The 24,208-nt window shown below is 67.9% G+C and carries 25 protein-coding genes, 1 pseudogene and 1 riboswitch; of the genes and pseudogenes, 13 read left to right on the top strand and 13 right to left on the bottom strand.

The genetic code is table 11. From position 1 onward, the window contains the following. Position 1 precedes the first annotated feature (1 nt). Complete coding sequence (locus C0J29_RS34535; protein WP_120794969.1) at positions 2–1,885, bottom strand: serine/threonine-protein kinase; 1,884 nt, start codon at positions 1,883–1,885, stop codon at positions 2–4. 147 nt (positions 1,886–2,032) lie between these two features. Between C0J29_RS34535 and C0J29_RS25680 the strand changes: the two genes are divergently transcribed. Continuing rightward, positions 2,033–2,461 carry a Zn-ribbon domain-containing OB-fold protein gene (locus C0J29_RS25680; protein ID WP_065044313.1) on the top strand — a complete coding sequence of 143 codons (429 nt, stop codon included), beginning with the start codon at positions 2,033–2,035 and terminating at the stop codon, positions 2,459–2,461. Position 2,462: 1 nt separating this feature from the next. Continuing rightward, positions 2,463–3,608, top strand: coding sequence for a thiolase family protein (locus C0J29_RS25675; protein WP_065044314.1), 1,146 nt, complete (start codon positions 2,463–2,465; stop codon positions 3,606–3,608). Positions 3,609–3,622: 14 nt separating this feature from the next. Here C0J29_RS25675 and C0J29_RS25670 read toward each other — a convergent pair whose 3' ends face one another. Then, complete coding sequence (locus C0J29_RS25670) at positions 3,623–5,272, bottom strand: DNA repair helicase XPB (protein WP_065044316.1); 1,650 nt, start codon at positions 5,270–5,272, stop codon at positions 3,623–3,625. Between the two features lie 82 nt (positions 5,273–5,354). After that, positions 5,355–7,610: a helicase-associated domain-containing protein gene (locus tag C0J29_RS25665; RefSeq protein WP_120793961.1), complete on the bottom strand. Its 2,256-nt coding sequence runs from the start codon at positions 7,608–7,610 to the stop codon at positions 5,355–5,357. A gap of 72 nt (positions 7,611–7,682) precedes the next feature. Here C0J29_RS25665 and C0J29_RS25660 point away from each other — a divergent pair, with 72 nt between their 5' ends. Genes C0J29_RS25660 through C0J29_RS25645 form a run of 4 tightly spaced genes read left to right on the top strand, consistent with a single transcriptional unit; the run spans position 7,683 to position 9,306 of the window. After that, on the top strand, positions 7,683–7,874 hold the full coding sequence (locus C0J29_RS25660) for a hypothetical protein (protein ID WP_370530952.1): 192 nt from the start codon (positions 7,683–7,685) through the stop codon (positions 7,872–7,874). Positions 7,875–7,883: 9 nt separating this feature from the next. Then, the gene (gene moaC / locus C0J29_RS25655) at positions 7,884–8,396 is read left to right on the top strand and encodes a cyclic pyranopterin monophosphate synthase MoaC (protein WP_082977921.1); all 513 of its coding nucleotides are present in this window, start codon (positions 7,884–7,886) and stop codon (positions 8,394–8,396) included. Further along, positions 8,393–8,872 (top strand): MogA/MoaB family molybdenum cofactor biosynthesis protein, encoded by a 480-nt coding sequence (locus tag C0J29_RS25650; protein WP_065044319.1) that lies wholly within the window; start codon positions 8,393–8,395, stop codon positions 8,870–8,872. Before moaC ends, C0J29_RS25650 begins: the two co-directional genes overlap by 4 nt. Beyond that, entirely contained in the window at positions 8,869–9,306 is a 438-nt protein-coding gene (locus tag C0J29_RS25645) for a molybdenum cofactor biosynthesis protein MoaE (protein ID WP_065044320.1), read from the top strand. Before C0J29_RS25650 ends, C0J29_RS25645 begins: the two co-directional genes overlap by 4 nt. A gap of 42 nt (positions 9,307–9,348) precedes the next feature. On the opposite strand, the gene C0J29_RS25640 is transcribed toward C0J29_RS25645, so the two are convergent. The 4 genes from C0J29_RS25640 to C0J29_RS25625 form a co-directional block, all read right to left on the bottom strand. Then, positions 9,349–10,272: a transglycosylase family protein gene (locus C0J29_RS25640; protein ID WP_065044321.1), complete on the bottom strand. Its 924-nt coding sequence runs from the start codon at positions 10,270–10,272 to the stop codon at positions 9,349–9,351. A 9-nt stretch (positions 10,273–10,281) separates the two neighbouring features. Then, a riboswitch (cyclic di-AMP (ydaO/yuaA leader) is annotated at positions 10,282–10,464 on the bottom strand. A gap of 242 nt (positions 10,465–10,706) precedes the next feature. Further along, complete coding sequence (locus tag C0J29_RS25635; protein ID WP_065044322.1) at positions 10,707–10,985, bottom strand: MoaD/ThiS family protein; 279 nt, start codon at positions 10,983–10,985, stop codon at positions 10,707–10,709. Continuing rightward, complete coding sequence (moaA, locus tag C0J29_RS25630; RefSeq protein ID WP_120793960.1) at positions 10,978–12,036, bottom strand: GTP 3',8-cyclase MoaA; 1,059 nt, start codon at positions 12,034–12,036, stop codon at positions 10,978–10,980. Before moaA ends, C0J29_RS25635 begins: the two co-directional genes overlap by 8 nt. After that, on the bottom strand, positions 12,033–12,422 hold the full coding sequence (locus tag C0J29_RS25625) for a YccF domain-containing protein (protein ID WP_120793959.1): 390 nt from the start codon (positions 12,420–12,422) through the stop codon (positions 12,033–12,035). Before C0J29_RS25625 ends, moaA begins: the two co-directional genes overlap by 4 nt. Positions 12,423–12,585: 163 nt before the next feature. Between C0J29_RS25625 and C0J29_RS25620 the strand changes: the two genes are divergently transcribed. The 3 genes from C0J29_RS25620 to C0J29_RS25610 all read left to right on the top strand — a co-directional run bounded on the left by C0J29_RS25620 (position 12,586) and on the right by C0J29_RS25610 (position 16,065). Further along, the gene (locus C0J29_RS25620; protein ID WP_065044325.1) at positions 12,586–13,005 is read left to right on the top strand and encodes a cold-shock protein; all 420 of its coding nucleotides are present in this window, start codon (positions 12,586–12,588) and stop codon (positions 13,003–13,005) included. A 108-nt stretch (positions 13,006–13,113) separates the two neighbouring features. Next, positions 13,114–15,060 (top strand): acyl-CoA dehydrogenase family protein, encoded by a 1,947-nt coding sequence (locus C0J29_RS25615; protein ID WP_120793958.1) that lies wholly within the window; start codon positions 13,114–13,116, stop codon positions 15,058–15,060. Then, positions 15,061–16,065: a glutathione S-transferase family protein gene (locus tag C0J29_RS25610; protein ID WP_120793957.1), complete on the top strand. Its 1,005-nt coding sequence runs from the start codon at positions 15,061–15,063 to the stop codon at positions 16,063–16,065. It begins immediately after the preceding gene. Between the two features lie 12 nt (positions 16,066–16,077). Here the strand turns inward: C0J29_RS25610 and C0J29_RS25605 are convergent, their stop codons facing one another. Both C0J29_RS25605 and C0J29_RS25600 read right to left on the bottom strand, forming a co-directional pair. Next, positions 16,078–16,563 carry a DUF2771 domain-containing protein gene (locus tag C0J29_RS25605; RefSeq protein WP_065044328.1) on the bottom strand — a complete coding sequence of 162 codons (486 nt, stop codon included), beginning with the start codon at positions 16,561–16,563 and terminating at the stop codon, positions 16,078–16,080. Next, a complete protein-coding gene (locus C0J29_RS25600; protein WP_120793956.1) occupies positions 16,560–18,221 on the bottom strand; it encodes an MFS transporter in 1,662 nt (553 codons plus the stop codon). The genes C0J29_RS25605 and C0J29_RS25600 overlap by 4 nt, the downstream gene beginning before the upstream one ends. A gap of 157 nt (positions 18,222–18,378) precedes the next feature. Here C0J29_RS25600 and C0J29_RS25595 point away from each other — a divergent pair. After that, a pseudogene (locus C0J29_RS25595) lies at positions 18,379–19,152 on the top strand (DUF3027 domain-containing protein); the annotation flags it as partial. 443 nt (positions 19,153–19,595) lie between these two features. On the opposite strand, the gene C0J29_RS25590 reads toward C0J29_RS25595, so the two are convergent. Next, positions 19,596–20,051 carry an SRPBCC family protein gene (locus tag C0J29_RS25590; protein WP_065049883.1) on the bottom strand — a complete coding sequence of 152 codons (456 nt, stop codon included), beginning with the start codon at positions 20,049–20,051 and terminating at the stop codon, positions 19,596–19,598. Between the two features lie 22 nt (positions 20,052–20,073). Next, positions 20,074–20,340, bottom strand: coding sequence for a DUF2530 domain-containing protein (locus tag C0J29_RS25585; RefSeq protein ID WP_065049881.1), 267 nt, complete (start codon positions 20,338–20,340; stop codon positions 20,074–20,076). Between the two features lie 114 nt (positions 20,341–20,454). Between C0J29_RS25585 and C0J29_RS25580 the strand changes: the two genes are divergently transcribed. The 3 genes from C0J29_RS25580 to C0J29_RS25570 are packed head-to-tail and all read left to right on the top strand — an operon-like array spanning position 20,455 to position 22,001. Further along, positions 20,455–20,886, top strand: coding sequence for an Rv0880 family HTH-type transcriptional regulator (locus C0J29_RS25580; protein WP_065049879.1), 432 nt, complete (start codon positions 20,455–20,457; stop codon positions 20,884–20,886). Further along, entirely contained in the window at positions 20,883–21,707 is an 825-nt protein-coding gene (locus tag C0J29_RS25575) for a TrmH family RNA methyltransferase (RefSeq protein WP_065049877.1), read from the top strand. The genes C0J29_RS25580 and C0J29_RS25575 overlap by 4 nt, the downstream gene beginning before the upstream one ends. 9 nt (positions 21,708–21,716) lie before the next feature. Continuing rightward, entirely contained in the window at positions 21,717–22,001 is a 285-nt protein-coding gene (locus tag C0J29_RS25570) for a DUF2537 domain-containing protein (RefSeq protein ID WP_065049875.1), read from the top strand. An 11-nt stretch (positions 22,002–22,012) separates the two neighbouring features. Here the strand turns inward: C0J29_RS25570 and sepH are convergent, their stop codons facing one another. Next, on the bottom strand, positions 22,013–22,810 hold the full coding sequence (sepH, locus tag C0J29_RS25565) for a septation protein SepH (RefSeq protein ID WP_120793955.1): 798 nt from the start codon (positions 22,808–22,810) through the stop codon (positions 22,013–22,015). Positions 22,811–23,056: 246 nt separating this feature from the next. After that, positions 23,057–24,187, bottom strand: a complete 1,131-nt coding sequence (gene serC, locus C0J29_RS25560; protein WP_120794968.1) for a phosphoserine transaminase — start codon at positions 24,185–24,187, stop codon at positions 23,057–23,059. Positions 24,188–24,208 lie beyond the last annotated feature (21 nt).

Raw genomic sequence — 24,208 nt, 5'->3', positions numbered from 1 at the left:
GTTAATCGCCTGTCCGAGTGAAGGTGTCGTCAAGATCCACGTTGACCGAGCATGTTCCCGTTTGAGCCCAATGCCCGTGGCCGGTCAGCGATGGCAGCGGATCCGCTGTCGGTTGTGGCAGCGGGTAAGTGGCGCTGATCCGCACCGTCGTCGGGCTCCCGTCCGGACACTTGCCGCTGCTCACTTCATCCCACGTCCAGCTGCTGCCGGCGAATATCAGGGGAGCATCGCCTGAATCAAAGTGAAAGAAGCTCATGCACCGATCACCGGTACGCAAGCAATTGGTGACGCCCGGGCAATCGCCCTCCGGCTGGGTGCCTCGGCCCGCCACCGCGAGGGTCCGCGCGTAGCGGCCGTGAAACGCCTCGGCCACTGACGGCACCCGCGGCGGCAGGGTCGCCGGGTCGGGAAGGCCGGCCGGGGCATCGCCGGTGCGGGTGAAGGTCACGGTCCGCCGTTCTTCGCAATTATTGCGAGCGGTGCGCGTTTGTTCGCCGACCAGAGTTCCGTCTGGACGTGCCTCCAGGGTGAAGACCTCCCAGATCTCACTGGTCGTGTCATTACATGGTTGGGTGGACAGGGCCACCGCCACCCAGCTACTGCCCAGCTGGTCGAACACCATGCTCGTGGCGAATACTCTTTCGCCTTTGAGGCGCGAACCCGTTGCCACGCAGCCGGTGCCGCCGCACATCGAGCGCACACCGTAGGTGCCCGTGCTAGGTTGCGCATTTGGAACTTGCTTGCCGTTGATCAACGTAACCGGGCCGAAGTCGGCGCGGTAAGTGCCGGTGAATGGGCCTTGCGCGGCGGGGGGCGGCCCCGCGGTGGACGACCCGACAGGTGCGGCGGTGTGCTTGCGCGAGTGGGTGAACTTCGTGCCGACAAAGACAGCGCCGAGGATGAGCAGCGCGACGGCCACCAGGGCGCTGAACAGTACGGCGGGCCGCCGTGTCCAGCTTCGCGGGCCGGCCTGTGCGGTGGGCAGGATGATCGCGGGCTGAGTGTGCTGGGCGTGCAACCCGATTGGCGTGTCGTAGTTGTACGGCGACAGGTGCTTGCTCAGTTCCAGGGCGAAGTCGCTGCAGCTGTTGTAACGGCTCGACGGGTTCTTGGCCATGGCCGTGGCGAACACGGGATCGAGACCGGACAATTCGGGGCGACGTGCGCCGATGGACGGCGGGGGTGCACTGACGTGCTGCGTGATCACCACCGTGGGGTTGGTGTCGGCGAACGGCGGAGACCCGGTCAACAGATGAAAGGCTGTGCACGCCAATGCATATTGGTCGGCGCGTCCGTCCACCGGATCGCCCTTGAGTTGCTCAGGTGCGGCATAGGCGACAGTGCCGACCGCCACGTTGGTGGCCGTCAGGCCGGAGGCGTCATCGATGAGCCGCGCGATGCCGAAGTCGGCGAGGTAGATCCGGCGGCCCTGGACGTTGTCGGGTTCGGTGAGCAGGATGTTGGCCGGCTTGACGTCGCGGTGCAGCAGTCCGCGGTGGTGGGCGTAGTCCAGCGCGGATGCGACGTCGGAGATGATGGTGACGACTTCGTCGATCGGCAAACCGCTCTGATAGCGCTCGTAGAGCAGGTGAGAGGCGTCGGTGCCGGGGACATAATCCATCGAGATCCACAACTGGCCGTCATTCTCGCCGCGGTCGTAGATCCGGACGATGTGCGGATGCGACAGGCCCGCAGCCACGTCGGCTTCGCGAGCGAACCGCTTCCGGTATTCGGGATCGTCGGTGTACTCCGCGGGCAGGACCTTGAGCGCGTCCTCGCGCGGCAGCCGCGGATGTGTGGCCAGATACACCCTGCCCATTCCGCCGGCGCCCAGCACCCGCAGGATGGTGTATCCGGCGAATACCTGCCCAACCTCAAGAGACATGGCCAAATCGTAGTGGCTGTCAATTTCCGACGGCACCGAACGCGACGCCCGTGTTGGTTCGGGCGAGAATGCAATTTCCGCTTTTGCGGAACGCTGTTGTACCGTTCAGTGAGTCGGACTTTTCTCTTGCTTCACGGAGGACCCTCGATGCAGAAGGCGTTGGCCCCTGAAATCTCTACTTGGCCCGACGAGAACCCGCAGCTGATCGGCAGTCACTGCGGCAGTTGCGAAGCCACGACCTTCCCGGTGCAGCGGTACTGTCCGCGCTGCAGCGGCAGCGAGATGACCGAGGTGTTGCTGCCGCGCCGCGGCACGCTGTTCGCGTGGACCACCCAGGGATTTCCGCCCGGCGCCCCTTACGCCGGGCCGGCCGGAAAGGACTTCGTGCCGTTCGGGGTTGGCCTGGTCCAACTCGGTGACGTGATCCGGGTGGAAGGCCGCCTCACCGAGAACGATCCGGCCAAGCTGCAGTTCGGCCAGGAGGTCGAGCTCACCATGGTGCCGCTGAACCGGGAGGACGACGGCACCGAGATCATGACCTTCGCGTTCCAGCCGGTCGCAACAACAGGAGCATGAGATGACCAACGATGTCGCCATCATCGGTGTCGGCCTGCACCCGTTCGGAAGATTCGACAAGACCGCGATGGAGATGGGTGCCGAAGCGATCCAATCTGCCCTGGCCGATGCCGGGGTCGCGTGGAAGGACATCCAGTTCGGCTTCGGCGGCAGCCACGAGGTGTCGAATCCCGACGCGGTGACCCGGCTGGTCGGCCTGACCGGCATCACGTTCACCAATGTGTTCAACGCCTGCGCGACGGCGGCCAGCGCCATCCAGCAGACCGCTGACACTATTCGGCTGGGCAAGTACGACCTCGGGATCGCGATCGGTCTGGACAAGCACCCGCGTGGCGCGTTCACCGACGACCCGGCCAAATTGGCGCTGCCGCAGTGGTATGCGCAGAACGGGCAGTTCGTCACCACCAAGTTCTTCGGCATGAAGGCCAATAAGTATCTGCACGACCACAACATCTCTCAGGCGACACTCGCCAAGGTGGCTGCCAAGAACTTCCGCAACGGCGCGATGAACCCGAACGCGTTCCGCCGCAAGGCAATTTCGGAAGAAGAGATCCTCAACTCGGCGGTGCTCAACTACCCGCTGACGCAGTACATGTTCTGTGCACCCGACGAGGGGGCGGCGGCGGTGATCATGTGCCGGGCCGACATGGCGCACAAGTACACCGACAAGCCGGTGTATGTGCGCGCCTGCGAGATTCGCACTCGCCGCTACGGTGCCTACGAGGTGCACGCGACGTTCGCCCCGCTGGACGGCGACGCGTCGCCGACGGTGTACGCGGCCAAGGCCGCCTACGAGGCCGCGGGTATCGGGCCCGAGGACGTCGACGTGGCCCAGTTGCAGGACACCGACGCCGGCAACGAGGTGATCCACATGGCCGAGACGGGTCTGTGCGCCGACGGCGAACAGGAGAAGCTGGTGGCCGACGGTGCCACCGAGATTCACGGTTCGATTCCGGTCAACACCGACGGCGGTCTGATCGCCAACGGCGAGCCGATCGGCGCGTCCGGCTTGCGGCAGATGCACGAATTGGTGCGGCAGTTGCGCGGTGAGGCCGGCGAACGCCAGGTGCCGGGCAACCCGCGGGTGGGTCTGGCGCAGGTCTACGGCGCACCGGGCACCGCCTCGGCGACCATCCTGTCGCTCTAGCTGCTCGCGACCCTTTAAATGGCCGGGCCGAGCAGGTCGTCCGCGTCACGGATGATGTACCCGTAGCCCTGCTCGGCCAGAAAGCGCTGCCGGTGCGCGGCATATTCGGCGTCGAGGCTGTCGCGCGCCACCACCGAGTAGAAGATGGCGCCGCCTCCGTCTGCCTTGGGTCGCAGCAACCGGCCCAGGCGTTGAGCTTCCTCCTGGCGCGACCCGAAGGTGCCCGAAACCTGAACTGCGACAGAGGCTTCCGGCAGGTCAATGGAAAAGTTGGCCACCTTGGACACCACCAGGGTCGCGATCTCGCCACGCCGGAACTGGTCGAACAGGTCCTCGCGTTCCCGGGTCTTGGTCGACCCCTGGATCACCGGGGCCCCCAGCTCGGCACCCAGCTCGTCGAGTTGATCGAGGTAGGCGCCGATCACCAGGGTCTGCTCGCCGGGGTGATTCTTCAAAATCGACTTCACCACAGCGATTTTGGTGTGCACCGTCGAGCACAGCTTGTAGCGCTCCTCGGGTTCGGCCGTGGCGTAGATCATCCGTTCGTTGTCGGTCATGGTGACCCGGACTTCGACACACTCGGCCGGCGCGATCCAGCCCTGGGCCTCGATGTCCTTCCAGGGTGCGTCGTACCGCTTCGGCCCGATGAGCGAGAACACGTCACCTTCGCGGCCGTCCTCGCGGATCAGCGTGGCGGTGAGGCCCAGGCGTCGCTTGGATTGCAGGTCGGCGGTCATCCGGAACACCGGTGCCGGCAGCAGGTGCACCTCGTCGTAGATGATCAGACCCCAGTCGCGGCTGTCGAACAGCTCCAGGTGTCGGTACTCGCCCTTGGTGCGTCTCGTGATCATCTGGTAGGTCGAGATGGTGACGGGCCGAATCTCCTTGCGCTCGCCGGAGTATTCGCCGATCTCGTCCTCGGTGAGCGAAGTCCGGGCCACCAGCTCGCGCTTCCACTGCCGGGCCGCCACGATGTTGGTGACCAGAATAAGTGTCGTGGCTTGGGCTTTGGCCATCGCGGCCGCACCGACCAGCGTCTTGCCGGCGCCGCAGGGCAGCACCACCACGCCCGAGCCGCCGGCCCAGAACGAGTCGGCTGCAAGCTGTTGGTAGTCGCGCAGTTCCCACCCGTCAGGCTCGAGGCTGATCGCGTGGGCTTCGCCGTCCACGTAGCCGGCGAGATCCTCGGCCGGCCAGCCTATCTTGAGCAGCAGCTGCTTGACCCGGCCGCGCTCGCTGGGATGGACGGCGACGGTGTCGTCGTCGATTCGGGTGCCGAGCATCGGCGCAATCTTCTTGTTGCGCAGCACTTCTTCGAGAACGGCGCGATCGAAGCTCACCAGTGTCAGGCCGTGCGCGGGGTGCTTGACCAGTTGCAGGCGGCCGTAGCGGGCCATGGTGTCGACGATGTCGACCAGCAGGGGTTGCGGCACCGCGTAGCGGGAGAAGCTGACCAGCGCGTCGACCACCTGCTCGGCGTCGTGCCCGGCGGCGCGCGCGTTCCACAGGGCCAACGGCGTGATGCGGTAGGTGTGGATGTGTTCGGGCGCGCGCTCCAGCTCGGCGAACGGCGCGATGGCGGCGCGCGCCGCCCCGGCCAACTCGTGATCGACTTCGAGCAGCACGGTCTTGTCGGACTGCACGATCAACGGCCCGTCTGTCATGGGCGCTGCTCCTCTCCCCCGCAAGCGGGCGGTACTCCAATCGCTGCATCCCCGGCAAGCGGTGAGCGGGGAGCAACATCCATTATCCGTCGTCGGCCGACATCACCGACGTGATGCGGTGGATGGCGAAGTCCCGCATCCGCCCGGACCCCGAGTCGAAGGCCACCAACTGGCCGCCCCGGACGACGATCGGGGACACCACCCGCTGGGTTGCCACACCCGCGGCGTCGAGGTAACCGATCAGCACCGTGTCCTGGTCCTTGGCGGCGCGCTGCAGCAGCGACATCGACACCGCCGGATCGACGCGGATGTTGCCGAACGGGGCCGCGGTGACCTTGCGCAGCACCCCGACGACGGCGTTCAGCGTCTCATTGCTGGGACGGGGGACGGGCCGGTACGCCCGGCGTTGCGGCGGCGCAGCCACCCGGGCGCCGCGGGTACGCACGTCGACGATCGCGCCGGTGGAGTCCTCAGCGGCCGGGGCGAACCCCGCGGTCCGCAGTGCGGCGAGCACTTCGGCAATGGTCGCCGGTGACACCGCCACCGTGGGGGCCAGCGCCCGCAACTGAAGTCCTTCGGTGGCCGGTGCCGCGACCGCCTGCGCCAGCAGCGCGGGATCTTCACAGCGCACGAACGAGGAGGCCATCCCGATACGGAGCTGACCGTGCCGGCGGGCCACGTCGTCGATGAGATAGGTGAGGCCCTGCGGCACCGGAGTTTTGGAGTGGTCGGCGAAAAACGCCTGCATCCAGTCGCGGGTCTTGCCGACGTCGAGTGCGTGCCGGATCGACTGTTCGCTTACTCGGTAAACCATTGCCGCACCGGCTGATTCGACGGTGGCGACGGTGGCCAGGTCGTCGGCCAGGTCGCGCTCCAGCGGACCCGGCACCACCACCGTCAGGTCGGCTTGGACCAGGAAGTGATCGATCGGTTTGGGCAGTGCGCGGGTCATCGCGTCGACGACGACGTCTGGGCCCTCGTCATCGAGCAGGGCGCGACCCGGCGTGCTGATCGCCCCGCGTCCGATCAGCCCCAGTGCGTGGCCCTCGGCCAAGAGGTCGGCGACCGGCTCGGGCTGCAGTCGTCGGGCCCAGCGCGGGCGCCGCCAGATCAACGCCGCTGACGCCGACTTCGCGTCGGCGCCGGCGCCGGCGGGTAACCCGGCGAGCAGCGTCAGCAGCAGCCGCCGGTCCAGTGGGGCGGCAGTGGAGAACAGCGAATTCGACAGGGCGCCAAACGGTTTGCCGTCCGGGCCGCGACTGCCGATCAGGGTCGGCCGGCAGGTCAGGTCCAGCCAGGTGGTGGCCAGCAGATACCAACGGTCGGCGGCGGCCAGCGTGTTGAACCGGTCGGCCGTCGCGGTGGGCGCCCAGTAGGGTCCGTCACCGTGCGACGGTTCGGGATCAGGCATGCCGCTGGCTATCAGGCCGGCCGAGGAGGCGATCTCCAGGATCAGGCCCAGCCGGGGCTCCTCGATCCCGGTCACCTTGGCCAGCCGTTTGAGTTCCCGAATCCCCAGGCCGCCGCTGCGCAGTTCGGAAACCGGTGCGGTACTGAGGTTTTCGAGTAGCACATCGACCTGGCGCAGCAGGTCGATGACGGCGCCGGCGGCCGCGGCGTCCGCGTCGGCGGTTCTGACCGTCGACACGACCGGATCGGGTTCGGTGAGTTGCATCGGACCGGGTGACTCGCCGCGCAGCACCTGCGCGACGTGCCGGGGCAGGATCACCGTGTCGGCATCGACACGTCGCAGCAGGCCCGTTGCGAGCAGTTGCGGAACGGGCCGATCCATCGGTGCGCCGGGCACCGCGTCGCGGGTGCGTCCCATCGGGGACCCTTCGAGCAACTTCTCCAGGACGTCGCGTTGTGCCTCGTCGGCCTGGGCGATCAGCGCGGCGATCTGCTCACCGGTGTGCGTGCGGTCCTCGAGGGTGACCTGTCCGGGATGCCACGGCAGGGCGCTTCCGGCATCGGCGGCCACTCGGACCGCCGTAGCGCCCCACACCAGGGCACGGTTCTTGAGATCGTCCAGTGCGGCCGTTACGTCTGCATCCGGAGCGAGTTCGGCGATCAGAGCCGCCAACTTGGCCACCGGGACGGGTTCGGCGTCGGCCTGCAGCACCAGCAGGGCGTCCAGTACAGCCAGCCGCAGGAAGTCGAGGTCGTCGGTGGCAGCCTTGACCGACTGACGCGCCTGCGCGCGCGCGGCGAGCGCCGCGATGCTGCCGGGAGGCGGCTGGGCGAGGTCCGGCCGCAGCTCCAACAGCAGGATCAGCCGCTCGTCGGGCAGGTCGGCCAGCCAGGACCCCAGCGGGATATCCGGGGTGTGTTCGGTCATTGCTGATCAAGCCTAGGCGTGAGCTTGAACCTTCCGCCGCGGACGGTGGCCGGACCTGTCAGAATAGAGCGCGTGGCTGACTCGAAGGCGCGCAAAGAGAAGTATGTGGACCCCGGCTGGCCGACCACGGACCCGGACGACCATGCGGTGAGCGAACTCGTGACCGACCGCACGGGCGCACTCTCGCCGTTCGGCGAAGTGGCGTTTCCGGTGCCCGCCGAGGAATTGCCGTACGTCCATCCGGTGACGGTCGCCACCTGGTAGGTCGGCGGAATGTCGGGGGCTGGGGCCTTTGAAGAACGCTCTGCAACCCCCGGGTCGGCGCTGTCGCACCTGGATGAGCGCGGGGCCGCGCACATGGTCGACGTCACCGAAAAAGGGACCACGCGGCGCACCGCCGTCGCCGCCGGCGTGTTGCGCACCTCCGCGGATGTCGTGGCGCTGATTTCGGCCGGTGGCCTGCCCAAAGGCGACGCGTTGGCGACCGCGCGAGTGGCGGGCATCCTCGCCGCCAAGCGCACCAGCGACCTGATTCCGCTGTGCCATCAGCTCGCGCTCACGAAGGTCGATGTTGACTTCACCGCCGGGGAGTCAGATGTTGAGATCAGAGCGACGGTGCGCAGCACCGACCGAACGGGGGTGGAGATGGAAGCGTTGACCGCAGTCAGTGTGGCGGCCCTGACCCTTTACGACATGATCAAGGCGGTCGACCCGGCCGCCCGCATCGACGATATCCGGGTACTCAGCAAAGAAGGCGGTCGCAGCGGAAGTTGGACCCGAGCATGAGCCGTACCGCGCGCGTCATCATCGCGTCAACTCGCGCCGCCAAGGGTGTGTATGACGACGAATGCGGACCCATCATCGCCGAGTGGCTGGAACAGCGAGGGTTCCTGCCGACCCAGCCCCGCGTGGTGGCCGACGGGAACGACGTAGGCGACGCGCTGCACGACGCGCTCGAGGCCGAAGTCGACGTGATCATCACCTCCGGCGGCACCGGCATCGCGCCGACCGACACCACCCCGGAGCAGACGGTGGCGGTGCTGGACTACATGATCCCCGGGTTGGCTGACGCGATTCGCCAGTCGGGATTGCCGAAGGTGCCGACGTCGGTGCTGTCGCGCGGCGTGTGCGGGGTGGCGGGCAAGACGCTGATCGTCAACCTGCCGGGATCGCCGGGTGGGGTGCGGGACGGCCTCGGGGTGCTCGCCGATGTGCTCATTCACGCTCTCGAGCAGCTTGCCGGCGGGGATCACCAGCGATGACGGTGGTCCTGCGCGCCGCAGTGACCGACCAGCCGATCTCCCTCGCCGAGCATGAGGCACTGGTGAATCATCAGTCCGCCGGGGCGGTGGTGGGCTTCGTGGGCATGATCCGCGACCACGACGGCGGCCGCCAGGTGGTGCGGCTCGAGTACTCCGCGCACCCGTCGGCCCCGGAGGTGTTCGCCGAGGTGGTGGCCGAGGTAGCCGGTCAAGCAGCCGGTCAAGCAGGCGGGGTGCGGGCCGTGGCCGCCAGCCACCGCATCGGCGTCCTACATATCGGCGAAGCGGCTCTGGTGGCCGCGGTGGCGGCCGATCATCGGCAGTCGGCGTTCGCGACCTGCGCGCTGCTGGTGGACGCGATCAAGGAGCGACTGCCGGTGTGGAAGCACCAGTTCTTCGACGACGGGTCCGAAGAGTGGGTGGGTTCGGCCTGAACCCGGCGGGCTCAGGCCTGAACCACTACTTCAGTGCACGGGTCAGCTGACGGGACCTGCGACGAGCGCGTCGAGCGCGTCGTTGCCGGCGATGTCCTGACCGACGATCGCCTGCCACAACTGCTGGTGGTAGCCGACCTCTGCGACCTGGTGGATCTCCACGGGTGGGTTTCCGACGTCGCCGGGAGCCGGTGCCGGGACATCGGCCGGAGCCGGTGCCGGGACATCGGCGGGCGCCGGAGCCGGCTGGAAGCCGGTGTCGACCACCACGGGCGCCGGCACGTCGCCGGGAGCGGGGGGCAGGTCGGCCGGTGCGGGCGGCAGGTCCGCAGGAGCGGGCGGCAGGTCAGCCGCGGGCGCCGGCGGCAGGTCGGCCGGAGCCGGCGGCAGGTCAGCGGGGGCCGGGGGCAGCTCGGCCGGCGGAGCCGGCGGCAGGTCGGCCGGGGCGGGCGCCAGCGCGAGGTCGTTGCCGGCCATCTGCACCTCGGGTGCGGGGGCCTCGACCGGCGGCGGCGCGTCGGGGATCTGCTCACCGTTGAGGGCGGGAGCGTCCATCGGCTGGCGGTCCCAGAGGGCCGCCTCGGGAGCCGGGTTGTGCGGCGACGGGCCGGACAGGCCGGTGCCGCACACCGGCCAGGCGCCGCGGCCCTGAGAGGCCAGCACGCGCTCCGCGATCGCGATCTGCTGGTCCTTGGTGGCCAGCTGGGCCGAAGGAGCGTACTCGCCGCCTCCGTGCGAGGCCCAGGTGCCGGCCGCGAACTGCACGCCGCCGTAGAACCCGTTCCCGGTGTTGATCGCCCAGTTGCCGCCAGATTCGCAACGGGCTACCTGGTCCCATTCGGCGTCGGTGGCAGCCGCGGCCTGACCGGCCATGGCGATGCCGCCGCCACCGAGGACCGCACCGGTGAAGGCGATCTTGGCGACGCTGACGCTGGAGGTAGTGGGCTTGCGGTGACGTCCAGTCATACGCTGAGTAGTTCCTCTCGGTAACACGCCTGCGAGGTCAGCTGTCGGGTTCGGATGGGAGAGGTCACCCGGCCGCGTCGTTCACCGTTGATACGACGCCGGCTTCACCCCAAGGAGCCATGCGGCCCCGGTCCGATCTCGGCGGACCTGGTGGGTCCCCCGCCTCCATCCGCGGGTCGGAATCCCTCACCTACACGGATGGAGCTAAGCGCGCTGTAGGTGAAGGAGGGCTCATCGCTCGGGTTGGGTTTGACGAGCCTCCCGAGACGGTAGCGGTTTCTCGCGATCCCGTCACGTGTGCAATCGATCGGCGTTTTCGTCACACCGGCGCCGCAAAACGCCAGGAATCGGCCGCGTTTGCGCAGCTCATAGCACCCGACATCGGAGCGTGGCCGGGTTGTTATCGTTCCGTTACGTGAGATAACTCACAGTTTTTATCCGCCAGCGAAGGGTGGGAGTACGTCAACCGTGTCGCCGGCGGATAACGCCGAGGCCTCATCTCGCACGGCAATTCCGTCGCGCAGATAAGAACATCGGTTGAGGACCGCTGCCAGGTGAGTACCCCGATTGGCCAGCTCTTCAACCAAATCCGCGACGGTCGTACCGGTTGGCAACACCAGCGTTTCCGACTCGATACCCGCCGCAGCTTTGGCGGCGGCGAAATAGCGGACGGTCACCGCGATGCCCGAGGCCTGGTGGGAAACCTCAGCCACCGATGGCGCTCATCGGACGGTCCGGCTGTATGAACCCCGGTTCATTGATCCCGTGGCCGGCGGGCTTGGCCCACATCGCGGCCCGCCAGGCCGCCTCGATGGCATCGTCGTCGGCGCCGCCGCGAAGGAGGCCGCGAAGGTCGGTCTCCTCGCTGGAGAACAGGCAACTGCGGATCTGGCCATCGGCCGTCAGCCGGGTGCGGTCGCAGGTGGAACAGAACGCGTGCGACACCGACGCGATGATCCCGACCTTGCCGCCCGGGGTGTCCGGTCCCGAGTCGACCAGCCAGAGCTGGGCAGGCGCCGAGCCGCGCGGCGCCGGGTCGGGTTCCAGACGGAAGTGCGGACGCAGGGCCGATAGGACGTCGTCGGCACTCAACGCGGCACCGGGACGCCATTGATGCCCGGCGTCGAGCGGCATCTGCTCGATAACACGCAGCTGGTAGCCGTGCGTCAGGCAATAACGCAGCAGTTCGACGACGTCCTCGCGGCCGGTGCCGGGATCCAGGACCGCATTGACCTTGACCGGCCGCAGTCCCGCCGCCTTTGCGGCGGCCAGGCCGGCCAGCACGTCGTCAAGGCGGTCCCGGCGGGTGATCGCCGCGAAGTGGGCAGGGTCGACACTGTCCAACGACACATTGACCCGATCCAGCCCGGCCGCGGCCAGCGCGGCCGCCCGTCGTGCCAGCCCCACCCCATTGGTGGTCAGCGAGATCTCCGGGCGCGGGGTCAGGCCGGCAGCCGCGGCGATCACCTCTTCGAGATGCCGGGCCAGCAACGGTTCGCCGCCGGTGAACCGGACGCTGGTGACTCCCAGCCGGCTCACGGCGATGCGCAGCAGCCGGGCCAGCTCGTTCGGCTGCAGCAACTGGTGGCCGGGCAGCCAGTTCAGGCCCTCCTCGGGCATGCAGTAGTTGCAGCGCAGATTGCATCGGTCGGTGAGCGAGACCCGCAGATCGGTGGCAACGCGGCCGTAGCTGTCCAGCAAAGGCCCGTCCGCCGGTGCACCCTGCCGGGGCACCGTTGGTAAGCCCAGCGCGGTCAGCGTCATGCGGCCACCCGCGCGTCGACCGGGACGATCTGCTTACCGAGCGGAACCAGCGACACCGGGATCAGCTTCAGGTTTGCCAGCGCCAGGGGAAGGCCGATGATGGTGGCGGCCATGGCGATTGCGCTCGCCACGTGACCGATCGCCAGCCACAGCCCGAACAGCAGAATCCAGACGACGTTCCCGACCAGGGAGCCCGTCCCGGCGCCGGGCTTCTCGACGATGGTTCGGCCGAAGGGCCACAGCGCATATGACGCGATACGCAGCGCGGCGAAGCCGAACGGAATGGTGACGATCAGCAGGAAGCACACCAGCGCAGCCAGGAGATAGCCGAGGGCCAGCCAGAGGCCACCGAAAATCAACCAGATAACGTTCAGGATCAGGCGCATCTTTCCTCCCGCGGTAATGCCAGCCTACCGAGTCCCCGATTAACCGGGATGCTCGGCGGGCGGGCATCCGAGTAGGATCTGTGATCGTCATCGCGTCCTGCGCAGGCGGGACGCGTCTTCTATGTGGCATACCAGTGATCCATCAGACAAGCAGGTGAGAGCAGTGCCGACCGGCAAAGTGAAGTGGTACGACTCCGAGAAGGGGTTCGGCTTCCTGTCGCAAGAGGATGGCGAGGACGTCTACGTCCGCTCCTCGGCGTTGCCCGCGGGTGTCGAGGGGCTCAAAGCGGGACAGAAGGTCGAGTTCGGCATCGCCTCCGGCCGCCGCGGACCGCAGGCACTGAGCCTGAAGCTGATCGACCCGCCGCCGAGCCTGGCCCGGGCTAGTGCCCGCCCGCGTCGGGAGGCCCCGGCCGAGCACAAGCACAGTCCCGACGAGTTGCACGGCATGGTCGAAGACATGATCACCCTGCTGGAAAGCACCGTGCAGCCGGAACTTCGCAAGGGTCGCTACCCGGATCGCAAGACCGCCCGCCAGATCTCCGAGGTGGTCAAGGCCGTCGCCCGGGAGTTCGAGGCTTAACCGCCCGATACCAGCCGATACCGTCCGGTGCCGCTGGTCATCCTCGGCGTATCCGGTCGGTAAGCGGGTACTCAATCCTCGTCGTGATGCGTCGACGAGGAGGCTGCGATGGCACAGCAGGTTCAGGTAACCGAAGAGCAGGCCCGGGCCGTTGCCGAGGAATCTCGGGAAAGTGGTTGGGAGAAACCTTCTTTCGCCAAGGAGTTGTTTCTGGGGCGCTTCGGCTTGGAGCTCATTCATCCGTTCCCGCGGCCATCGGAGACCGACGAGAAGCGCACCGCGGACTTCCTGGACCGGCTGCGGGAATTCCTTGGCACCGTCGACGGCAGCGTCATCGAGCGCGAGGCGCGAATTCCCGACGAGTACATCTCCGGCCTGGCCGAATTGGGTTGCTTCGGTATGAAGATCGGGTCGGAATACGGCGGCCTGGACATGTCCCAGGTCGCTTACAACCGCGTGCTGATGCTGGTGTCGACCGTTCACCCCAGCCTCGGCGCGCTGTTGTCGGCTCACCAGTCTATCGGGGTGCCCGAACCGCTCAAGCTCGCCGGATCGGCGGAGCAGAAGCGAAAGTTCCTGCCGCGCTGCGCTGCCGGTGCGATCTCGGCATTCTTGCTGACCGAACCGGACGTCGGTTCCGACCCGGCGCGGTTGGCTTCCACCGCGACGCCGGTCGACGACGGGCAGGCCTACGAGCTGGAGGGGGTGAAGCTGTGGACGACCAACGGAGTGATCGCCGAATTATTGGTGGTCATGGCCCGAGTGCCCCGCAGTGACGGGCACCGCGGCGGCATCAGTGCCTTTGTCGTCGAGGCCGATTCGCCCGGCATCACCGTCGAGCGGCGCAACCAGTTCATGGGTCTGCGCGGTATCGAGAACGGTGTCACCAGGATGCACCGGGTTCGGGTTCCAGCCGAGAACCTGATCGGCCGTGAGGGCGACGGTCTGCGAATCGCTTTGACTACGTTGAACGTTGGCCGATTGGCGCTGCCCGCAATGGCCACCGGGTCGGCCAAGTGGTCGGTGAAGATCGCCCGGGAGTGGTCGCGCGAGCGGGTGCAGTGGGGCAAGCCGATCGGCAAGCATGAAGCGGTCGCCAACAAGATCGCGTTCATGGCGGCTACCACCTACGCACTGGACGCGGTGGTCGAGTTATCCGGTCAGATGGCCGACGAAGGCCGCAACGACATCCGGATCGAGGCGGCACTGGCCAAGCTGTGGTCCAGCGAAATGGCTTGTGTCATCGCGGATGACCTGATCCAGATCCGCGGCGGCCGGGGCTACGAGACGGCAGAATCGCTGGCCGCCCGGGGCGAGCGGGCCGCGCCGGTGGAGCAGTCCCTGCGCGACCTGCGGATCAATCGGATCTTTGAGGGCGCCAGTGAGATCATGCGGCTACTCATCGCCCGGGAGGCGGTCGACGCGCACCTCAACGCCGCGGGAGATCTGGCCAAGGCCGACGCTGACTTGCGTCAGAAGGCGGCCGCCGCTGTCGGCGCGAGTGGGTTCTACGCGAAATGGTTGCCGAAACTCGTGTTCGGCGAGGGGCAACGGCCCACGGCCTATGGGGATTTCGGCCGGTTGGCGGTGCACTTGCGGTTCGTCGAGCGCTGCAGCCGCAAGCTCGCCCGCAACACGTTCTACGGAATGGCGCGCTGGCAAGCCAAGCTGGAACAGAAGCAGGGATTCCTCGGCCGCGTCGTCGACATCGGCGCCGAGTTGTTCGCCATGGCGGCGGCCTGTGTGCGGGCCGAGGCGCAACGGGCCGCGGACCCGGTGATCGGCGAGCAGGCGTACGAGTTGGCTGAATTGTTCTGTCAGCAAGCGACTTTGCGGGTTGACGCCCTGTTCGCCGCATTGTGGACCAATACCGACAGCGGTGATGTCGCGCTGACGAACGCCGTGCTGGACGGCCGTTACGCCTGGCTGGAGGACGGCATCGTCGACCAGTCCGAAGGCACCGGACCCTGGATCGCAGATTGGGAGCCCGGTCCGTCCACCCAGACCAACCTGGCCCGGCGGTTCAGCAGCGCGTCCGTGCGGCAGGATGGATGAATGGGCTCCTACGTCGCCGGCAAGGGCGAATTCAACCGCGACACCAACTACATCACCACCCGCATCACCGCCGACGGGCGCGACGGCTATCCGGTGGAGCCGGGCCGATACCGGCTCGTGGTCGCCCGCGCGTGCCCGTGGGCCAACCGCGCCATCATCGTGCGCAGGTTGCTGGGACTGGAATCCGTTCTCTCCATTGGTTTTTGTGGACCCACCCATGACGAGCGCAGCTGGACGTTCGACCTGGATCCTGGCGGCGTGGACCCGGTGCTGAAGATACCGCGGTTACAGGACGCCTACTTCAAGCGAGACCCCGACTATCCCAAGGGCATCACCGTCCCGGCGATGGTCGACGTACCGACCGGTGCCGTGGTCACCAACGATTTCGCGCAGATCACGCTGGACTTCTCCACCGAGTGGACGGCCTACCACCGGGAGGGGGCGCCGCAGCTCTATCCCGAGGAGTTGCGGGCCGAGATCGATGAGGTGAGCAAGCGGATCTACACCGAGATCAACAACGGGGTGTACCGGTGCGGATTCGCCGGCTCGCAGGAGTCCTACGAGGCGGCCTACGACCGGTTGTTCACCGCCCTGGACTGGGTCAGTGAGCGGTTGGCGGATCAGCGATATCTGGTGGGCGACACCATCACCGAGGCCGATGTCCGGCTGTTCACCACGTTGGCCCGCTTCGACCCGGTGTATCACGGGCACTTCAAATGCAATCGGTCCAAGTTGTCAGAGCTGCCGGTGCTGTGGGCGTATGCGCGAGACCTGTTTCAGACACCGGGTTTCGGAGACACCACCGATTTCGTCCAGATCAAGCAGCACTACTACATCGTGCACGCCGACATCAACCCGACCGGAATCGTGCCCAAAGGCCCCGACCTGTCCAGCTGGCTCACGCCGCATGGCCGGGAATCGTTGGGCGGCAGGCCGTTCGGTGACGGCACTCCGCCCGGCCCGCCGGTCGAAGGGGAGCGGGTGCCGGCCGGTCACGGCGCCTGAGCCCAGCGCAGCTCAAAAGACCACGCGGACAGACCATTCCGCGTGGGGCGCCTCGCGCAGTTCACCGTCGTCAACCACCAGGGTCAACAGCTGCACCACCACCCCGGTCAGCCGCCCCCGGTGCGGGTCGACGGTGGGGATGGTGACCGCCAGGCGGCTGTCTGGCCGGAAGAAGGTGGTCGCGGTGTTGGTCGGGTCCTCATAGATCTGCAGCAGCCGCCACGGGGCGTGGCCAATGGCCTCGGGCACCGACAGCTGCACCGGAAAGCGTTCGCTCACCTGCAATTCCCCCTGCGACTGCGGCGTCTGACAGTCGTTCAGGTTGAGCACGTTGCAATACAGGTACGGGCCCACCCGCACGGTGTGGCCGCGCGAGTAGGCGCTGATCTCCGGGAAGTGCGGACCGCGGTCGCGGTTCAGCAGCCAGGCCCCGAGACCGGCTCCGGCGGCCAGCGCGACCACGACGACCGCGACCAACGCGGCCACTGTGCGTTTCACCGCGGCATCACTCCGGGCGTCGGGGCGCCGGGGCGCCGGCCCTCCTGCTCGACCATGACCGGCCGGTTTCCGCCGAGGCCGGGGATCAGCGAGTCGCCCCGGAAGCTCACGATCGTCTGCGCCAGACCAAGAATCAGCAATGCGCTGACGACGGTGAAACCCACCCACAGTTCGGTGTACACCAGGACTCCCACCGCGCCCCCCAGCACCCATGCCAACTGCAGGGAGGACTCCGAGCGCCCGAACCCCGATGCGCGCGATTCCTCGGGCAGATCGTCCTGCAGCGAGGCATCCAGCGAAGCCTTGGCGATGGCGCTCGATCCCGACGTGACCAAGGTGGCGACCGCGACCACGATCAGGTTCCCGCCGACGGCGGCAGCGATGGCGAAGGCAGTCACGGCCAGGGTGCACCGCACCACCAGAACGGCCGGCCGGCCCAGTTTCAGGCGCGCGCTGGCGAAGTTGCCGGCGAAGTTACCGATCGCGGCGGCGGCGCCGATCATGCCCAGCATGGCCAGCTGCACCCACCCGTCGGCGTCGTGCGCCTTGGCCACGAACGCCGGGTACAAGAACAGGAAGCCGACCATCACCTTGATGGTGCAGTTGCCCCACAACGAGGTGATGATGTTGCGGCCCAACGGCTGTCGCAGCTTGCCGCCGACCTTCGCGCTTTCTTCGTGCCAGCTCTGGTGCAGGTGATCGCTGTGGCGGTGGTAGCTCAAGGTGGCCGGGACTTCGCCCGCGGTGACCTCCACCCAGCTCGGGATGCGCATGGACAGCAGGGCACCGACGATCGTGATGCCAACGACGACGAAGAGGGCGCCGGGCAGTTTGAACATGTGGGTGCACGCGAACTCGACGCCCGCCGCGATGGCGCCACCGGCGATGGTCCCGCCGAGCAACCCGAACACGGTCAGGCGGGAATTGACCCGGACCAGATCGATGGTCGGCGGCATGACGCGCGGGGTCACCGCGCTGCGCAGCACGCTGAAGGACTTGGAGAAGACCATCATTGCCAGGGCGCACGGATACAGCACCCAGGGCGGGAAGCTGCCGCTGGCACCGTCGTAGTTCATGATCAGCACCAGCGCCAGCGCGGTACGCAGTGCGAATGACAGCGCCAGCGCCACGCGCCGGCCGTGCTGCAGTTTGTCCAGGGCGGGACCGATCAGCGGTGCGATGACGGCGAACGGCGCGATGGTGATCAATAGGTACAGCGCGACCTTCGATTTGCTTTCGCCGCTGGCCGCCGCGAAGAACAGGGTGTTGGCCAGGGCCACCGCCATCGCGGAGTCGACGGCGAAGTTCGCCATCACCGGCCAGGTCAGCGCGGTGAGACCGGACTTGTCGGCGCCGTCGGCGGTGGCGGCGCGCTGCACCATCCAGTACATCCGGGAACCCATCTCACGGCTGCGCATCGCCGCGGCGCGGGTGACGGTGATGCGCTCACCGGAAGGCCGCGGCGGCTCGGGCTCGCTGTTGCGCTCCGGGGGTGTCTCGTGGTCCAGCGGAGGCAGGTAACGGTTGGCGCTGGGTGGGGGCGGGGGACGGCGCGACCGGCGGTATTCGGCTTCCTGGGCAGGATGGTCCGCCGGATAGTTGGCCATGCCCGGGTGCTGATTTCCAGACGGGGTCCGGCGGCCCGGGGGTGGGGCCATCCGGCCCGCATGATCACCTCGCCGTCCGGACACCATTCAATTCTGTCCTATGCCGAGTCGCTGCGGAGTAAACCGGTGTGGCTGGGTCATCGTGTCTTCCGGCAGTATGGGGGCGCACGAAAGTACGGCATGAGCAAGGTGACATTAAGGTGACACTGTGACCGGACCCAGGGGAGAGTCCTCCGCAGCGACCGTGGCTGTATGGCCCGACGAACTCGCGGGGGTGCTCACGGGCGCGGCCGAGCAGGCCAGGGCAGCAGTTGCGGAGTTCAGCGGAGCTGACGCCGTCGGCGACTACCTGGGCGTCAGCTACGAAGACCCGAATGCCGCCACCCACCGGTTCCTGGCCCACGTGCCCGGCTATCAAGGCTGGCAGTGGGCCGTCGTCGTCGCCGGTTATCCGGGCGCCGATCACGCGACGATCAGCGAGGTGGTGCTGATCCCCGGCCCGACCGCTCTGCTCGCGCCCGACTGGGTTCCATGGGACCAGCGGGTGCGACCGGGAGACCTGGGCCCCGGGGATCTGTTGGCGCCGGTGAAGGACGATCCGCGGCTGGTCCCGGGATACAGCGCCAGTGGGGATCCCTACGTGGATGAGGTTGCCGTCGAACTCGGCTTGGGCCGTCGCTGGGTGATGAGCGCGTGGGGTCGCGCCGATGCGGCGGAGCGCTGGCATGAGGGTGACTTCGGGCCCGAATCGGCGATGTCGCGTGCGACCAAGCGGGTATGCCGCGACTGTGGTTTCTTCCTGCCGCTCGCCGGATCGCTCGGGGAGATGTTCGGGGTGTGCGGCAATGAACTGTCGGCCGACGGCCATGTCGTAGACAAGTTCTACGGATGCGGTGCGCACTCCGACACCCCGGCGCCGGCGGGTACCGGCTCGCCGATGTACGAACCGTACGACGACGGGGTGCTCGACGTGGCACAGAAGGCGCCTGTTGCGGTCGTCGAAGCTCTGGATGCTGCGGTTGCCGAACCGGCCGATGTGCCGGTCGAGGCTGCCGCCCCTGTTGAGCCTGACGCGTCTGTCGAGCCTGACGCGCCGGCCGAACCCCACACGCCTGTCGAGCCCGCCGAACCAGTCGAGTCCGAGGCGCCTGCGGCGGTCACCGAGCCCGACGCGCCGGTGGAGGCTGCCGCGCCCGCCGAGACCCACGAGCCGACGCAGCCCGCCGCCGCGGCTGAGGCAACCGGCCCCACCGAGCCCGCGGACCCTCAGGAACCTGAGAAGCCGCAGGTGCCCGACGCGCCCGGCGTGCCCGACGAGGGTTCGGAGTCCGGCTAACGCCGCCTGCTCGAGCCTTGTAATACGCTGCGGCTCAGCGGGTTTGACCGCTAAGCCCCGGTTCGATCCCAGACGCCGTGCCCGGCGCCTCAGCGACCCTCGGCGGCGGCCTTGATCCGTTCCAGCGAGGCGTTCATGCCCTCGACCAACTCCCGCTCAAAGCTGTCGGTTCCGCCGAGCAGCGCGTTGACCGTCAAGTTGGAGACGGCGCTGGTGCCGTTTTCGGCATGGCGGCTCTCCGTCACGCGGGTGCCCTCCCCGTGCGGCTCGAGCTCATAACTCCAGATGGTGCGGTTGGTGTCCACCCGGAATGCCAGCTTCTTCTCCGGAATGACCTCGACGACCGTGGACGTCGTCGGCCAGAACAGCCGGTTGCGCCGGTTGAAGTTCAGCGTGCGGGTTCCGTTGCGCAATGGTCCGAACTGCCGCATCCACCGGCACTGGGGACTCCACTGCGGCATGCGCCGAAAGTCGGAGATCAACTCCCACACTTTGGCCGGCGGCGCTTCGATATCGATTGAAGCCTGCAGCAACGGGGCGGCCATGCGTCCTCCTTGAGTTGAGTTATCAGTGATCGAGCAGGGTTTCCAGGCCGGCTTGCGCTCCGCGTGCGCCGCGGCGGGCGGCGGCAAGTTGCCACCCGAAGATGCTGGTGCCCAGCACCCCTACCCCGAGGCCGGCGACAGCCACCGGCCGCCACGTTTCGAGACCGGGTACGAGGAACGCGACGGCGACGGCCACCAGCCAACCCAGCGCACCGACCAGGATGATCGGCCATACCGCAAGCAGCGCCGGTGGCAGTGGCGGCGGTTCGGGGTCGGGCCGGTCAGTCATTTCGCGTCTCAACATACCGCCGACGATCCCGGCAGTGATCGGCGTGGTGAACAGGCGGTGTGTGGTTCGCCGTTTCTGATTCCCGTCTCTGGTGTTTGGTTGTAACCTCGCGCTGTGCCTGACAGCGATGCGCGGTTGGCCGCAGACTTGTCATTGGCAGTCATGCGGCTGGCTCGCCAACTCCGGTTCCGGAACGCTTCGTCGCCGGTATCGCTGACCCAGCTTTCGGCATTGACGACGCTGGCCAACGAGGGTGCGATGACGCCCGGCGCACTGGCGATCCGGGAGCGGGTACGGCCGCCGTCGATGACGCGGGTGATCGCGTCCCTGGCCGACGAGGGTCTGGTCGACCGTGCCCCGCATCCCGTCGACGGCCGGCAAGTGCTGGTTTCGGTCTCTGAAGCCGGTGCCGAATTGGTCAGAGCGGCGCGCCGGGCCCGACAGGAGTGGCTGGCCGACCGGCTCGCCACCTTGGACGACGCCCAACGTGACATCCTGCGCAGCGCATCCGACCTGATCTCGACCCTGGTCGACGAAAGCCCGTGACCGGACCGGACATCGATGTTCAGGACGTCACCGATCCCGACGACCCGCGCCTGGACGATTTCCGCGACCTGAACAGCGTTGACCGCCGTCCCGACCTGCCCACCGGCAAGGGTCTGGTGATCGCCGAGGGTGTGCTGGTGGTCCAGCGCATGCTGGCTTCGAGGTTCACCCCGCGCGCGCTGCTGGGTACCGACCGCAGGCTGGCCGAGCTGGGAAACGACCTGGCGAGCACCACGGCGCCGTACTACCGCACGTCTGCCGAGGTGATGGCCCAGGCGGTGGGGTTCCATCTCAATCGTGGGGTGTTGGCCAGCGCGAGCCGGGTGCCCGAGCCGAGCGTTGCCCAGGTGGTCGACGGCGCGCGCACGGTGGCGGTGCTCGAAGGCGTCAACGACCACGAGAACCTGGGCTCGATCTTTCGCAACGCGGCGGGCCTGGGGGTGGATGCGGTGGTTTTCGGCAGCGGGTGCGCCGACCCGCTTTACCGTCGCGCGGTCCGCGTCTCGATGGGACACGCGCTGCTGGTGCCGTATGCACGGGCGACCGAGTGGCCGGCCGACCTGGTGCGGCTTCGGGAGAGCGGCTTCCGGCTCTTGGCGATGACTCCGCAGGGCGACGCACGCGTTCTGCGGGAGGCGATGGCGGCGGTGCACGGCGAACGGGTCGCGGTGCTGGTCGGCGCCGAGGGGCCCGGCCTGACGACGGCTGCCTTGCGGATCAGCGACCTGCGGGTGCGGATTCCTATGTCGCGGGGCACCGACTCGCTCAATGTGGCGACGGCGGCGGCGGTGGCATTCTACGAGCGGGTCTGCTCGGGCTAGGCTCGCGACGTGAACGATGAGTCCGTGCCCTGGGCAACGGGTTTGGCGGTGGCCGGTTTCGTCGCCGCCGTCACCGGTGCCGCGATCGTGGTGCTCAGCCTCGGGCTGATCCGGGTGCATCCGCTGTTGGCCGTGGGTCTCAATCTGGTGGCGGTCGGTGGACTGGCGCCCACGGTGTGGGGCTGGCGCCGCACTCCGGTATTGCGCTGGTTCGTGCTCGGGTCAGCAATCGGGGTGGCCGGCGCGTGGGTGTCGCTGTTAGCGGTGATGTTGATGGGGGCCAGCCCCGGATAGGCGCGGTCGCCTCAGCGCTGCCCGCTCGAGCGCACTCCGAGTAGCACGTCCTCCCAGGCGGGGATGGCCGGCTTGCCGCGCCGGCTGGCGGCCGGCTGCTCGGCGGGCGTGTCCGTGGCGGTCGGTGGCGCCGGCGGTGCGGGTTGCGCAGGTTGAGCTGGTTGAGCGGGCTCGGGGGAGGCCTCGAACGCGAGACGCGCCACCGGAGCGAGCTGGCGGGGCTTGAAGTCAGGGTCGATGAGCTCGCTGGCCGGAGCGTCGATCGCGGTGACAGTGCCGCCGTGCGCTCCGGGCGTGAAACGGAAGTGAGCGACGTTGTCCGAGCGTCCGGCCTGCCAACCGAGTTGCACGGTCCAGCGGCTGTCCTCGTTGCGCCAGGCATCCCAGGTGAGCTTCTCCGGGCTGAGCCCCCGTCCCACCAGTGCCGCCGTGACGGTCTCCAGCAGGCTCAGCACCGCGGGCCCGTCGGCAAGCAGCGGATGCGCGGCCGTTGCCAGCTCGGCGGCCCGGAAGCGCTCCAGCAACACCGGGTTGGCGAACCGCTGGATCCGCGCGACGTCGGATCCGGACGCCGCGGCAACCTGCTCGACGGACGCACCAGCGCGGATTCGGGCTTGAATTTCCTTGGGGCTCAACATGTTTGTCACGACGATGTCGAGCGCGGGCTGCTCGGATGGTATCGGGTCGCCGTCGAGCACGGCTCGCAGGCGCTCGTCGGCCGGCAGCCGGAACTTCTCGGCCGAGCTGGCGCCCTCGCAGAGGACGAATTTGCCGTCGGGGTCAAGCCCAACCACTTTGAGTTCCCGCATGGCTTCTCCTCGCAGACTCCGTGCAGGTCAGCAACGGAATCGTTACGTGCGAACTCTAGTGCAGCGAACTCCGGTAACCCGGTACTGACACGCTGGACGGTTGCAGCAGGCTGAGCAGGATGGAGCAGCGCTCAAGCCGTCTGGCCCTGCTCCTCAGCGGGCCGGATCCGGCCCGCATCGTCGCCGCGCTGAAGCAGTCTTGCGCTGCTCCTCAGCGGGCCGGATCCGGCCCGCATCGTCGCCGCGCTAAAGCCGCTCGACCACCCAGTCGATGCAGTTGATCAGTGCGCTGATGTCGTCGGGGTCCACGGCCGGGAACATCGCGATCCGCAGCTGGTTGCGGCCGAGCTTGCGGTACGGCTCGGTGTCGACGATGCCGTTGGCCCGCAGCGTCTTGGCTACCGCGGCCGCGTCGACCTCGTCGACGAAGTCGATGGTGCCCACCACCTGCGAGCGCAGCGCCGGGTCGGCGACGAACGGCGTGGTGTAGGGCCGTTCTTCGGCCCACGAGTACAACCGCTGCGACGAGTCCGCGGTGCGCTTGACCGCCCAGTCCAGGCCGCCGTTGCCCAGCATCCAGTCAAGCTGCTCGGCCAGCAGCACCAGCGTGGCGATCGCGGGGGTGTTGTAGGTCTGGTTCTTGAGGCTGTTCTCGATGGCGATGGGCAGGGACAGGAAGTCCGGGACCCAGCGACCCGAGCCGGCGATGGCCTCGACGCGGGCCAGGGCGGCCGGGCTCATCACGGCGAGCCACAGACCGCCGTCACTGGCGAAGTTCTTCTGCGGTGCGAAGTAGTAGGCGTCGACGTCATTGATGTCGACGGGCAGACCGCCGGCGCCCGAGGTGGCGTCGATCAGGACGAGGGCGTCTCCGGAGTCGGCGGGGCGCCGCACCGGCACCGCGACGCCGGTCGACGTCTCGTTGTGAGCCCAGCCGATCACATCGACCGAGGGGTCGGACTGGGGTTCCGGCGCGGAACCGGCGTCGGCCTTGATGATGATCGGATCGCCGACGAACGGGTTCTTGGCGACGCAGGAAGCGAACTTCGAGCTGAACTCGCCGTAGGTCAGGTGCAACGACCGCTTGTCGATCAACCCGAAGGCAGCGGCGTCCCAGAACGCCGTGGCGCCGCCGTTGCCCAGGATGACCTCGTATCCGTCAGGCAGCGAAAACAGATCAGACAAGCCCGAGCGCACCCGTCCCACCACGTTCTTCACCGGCGCCTGGCGGTGCGAGGTGCCGAACAGCGACGCGGCGGTGGTGCTCAGCGCCTGTAGCTGTTCGGGCCGCACCTTGGACGGCCCGCAGCCGAAGCGGCCGTCGCGGGGTTTGAGGTCGGCGGGAATCTCGAGGGAAGTCGTGAGCTGGTCAGCCATGGTGAACAGGGTAGTGAGCGG

The sequence above is a fragment of the Mycobacterium paragordonae genome (assembly GCF_003614435.1).
Lineage (GTDB): Bacteria > Actinomycetota > Actinomycetes > Mycobacteriales > Mycobacteriaceae > Mycobacterium > Mycobacterium paragordonae.
Note: the sequence above shows the minus strand (reverse complement) of the source record. Positions and strands in the feature narration are given on the sequence as shown.

Bases quoted from the DNA above. Each gene is read 5' to 3' on its own strand.
- serC (WP_120794968.1), bottom strand. From the start codon at position 24,187: ATGGCTGACCAGCTCACGACTTCCCTCGAGATTCCCGCCGACCTCAAA.
- C0J29_RS25600 (WP_120793956.1), bottom strand. From the start codon at position 18,221: ATGGCCCCACCCCCGGGCCGCCGGACCCCGTCTGGAAATCAGCACCCG.
- C0J29_RS25645 (WP_065044320.1), top strand. From the start codon at position 8,869: ATGACGGTGGTCCTGCGCGCCGCAGTGACCGACCAGCCGATCTCCCTC.
- C0J29_RS25610 (WP_120793957.1), top strand. From the start codon at position 15,061: ATGGGCTCCTACGTCGCCGGCAAGGGCGAATTCAACCGCGACACCAAC.
- C0J29_RS25680 (WP_065044313.1), top strand. From the start codon at position 2,033: ATGCAGAAGGCGTTGGCCCCTGAAATCTCTACTTGGCCCGACGAGAAC.
- C0J29_RS25590 (WP_065049883.1), bottom strand. From the start codon at position 20,051: ATGGCCGCCCCGTTGCTGCAGGCTTCAATCGATATCGAAGCGCCGCCG.
- C0J29_RS25640 (WP_065044321.1), bottom strand. From the start codon at position 10,272: ATGACTGGACGTCACCGCAAGCCCACTACCTCCAGCGTCAGCGTCGCC.
- sepH (WP_120793955.1), bottom strand. From the start codon at position 22,810: ATGCGGGAACTCAAAGTGGTTGGGCTTGACCCCGACGGCAAATTCGTC.
- moaC (WP_082977921.1), top strand. From the start codon at position 7,884: ATGTCGGGGGCTGGGGCCTTTGAAGAACGCTCTGCAACCCCCGGGTCG.
- moaA (WP_120793960.1), bottom strand. From the start codon at position 12,036: ATGACGCTGACCGCGCTGGGCTTACCAACGGTGCCCCGGCAGGGTGCA.
- C0J29_RS25625 (WP_120793959.1), bottom strand. From the start codon at position 12,422: ATGCGCCTGATCCTGAACGTTATCTGGTTGATTTTCGGTGGCCTCTGG.
- C0J29_RS25615 (WP_120793958.1), top strand. From the start codon at position 13,114: ATGGCACAGCAGGTTCAGGTAACCGAAGAGCAGGCCCGGGCCGTTGCC.
- C0J29_RS25665 (WP_120793961.1), bottom strand. From the start codon at position 7,610: ATGACCGAACACACCCCGGATATCCCGCTGGGGTCCTGGCTGGCCGAC.
- C0J29_RS25650 (WP_065044319.1), top strand. From the start codon at position 8,393: ATGAGCCGTACCGCGCGCGTCATCATCGCGTCAACTCGCGCCGCCAAG.
- C0J29_RS25585 (WP_065049881.1), bottom strand. From the start codon at position 20,340: ATGACTGACCGGCCCGACCCCGAACCGCCGCCACTGCCACCGGCGCTG.
- C0J29_RS25675 (WP_065044314.1), top strand. From the start codon at position 2,463: ATGACCAACGATGTCGCCATCATCGGTGTCGGCCTGCACCCGTTCGGA.
- C0J29_RS34535 (WP_120794969.1), bottom strand. From the start codon at position 1,885: ATGTCTCTTGAGGTTGGGCAGGTATTCGCCGGATACACCATCCTGCGG.
- C0J29_RS25670 (WP_065044316.1), bottom strand. From the start codon at position 5,272: ATGACAGACGGGCCGTTGATCGTGCAGTCCGACAAGACCGTGCTGCTC.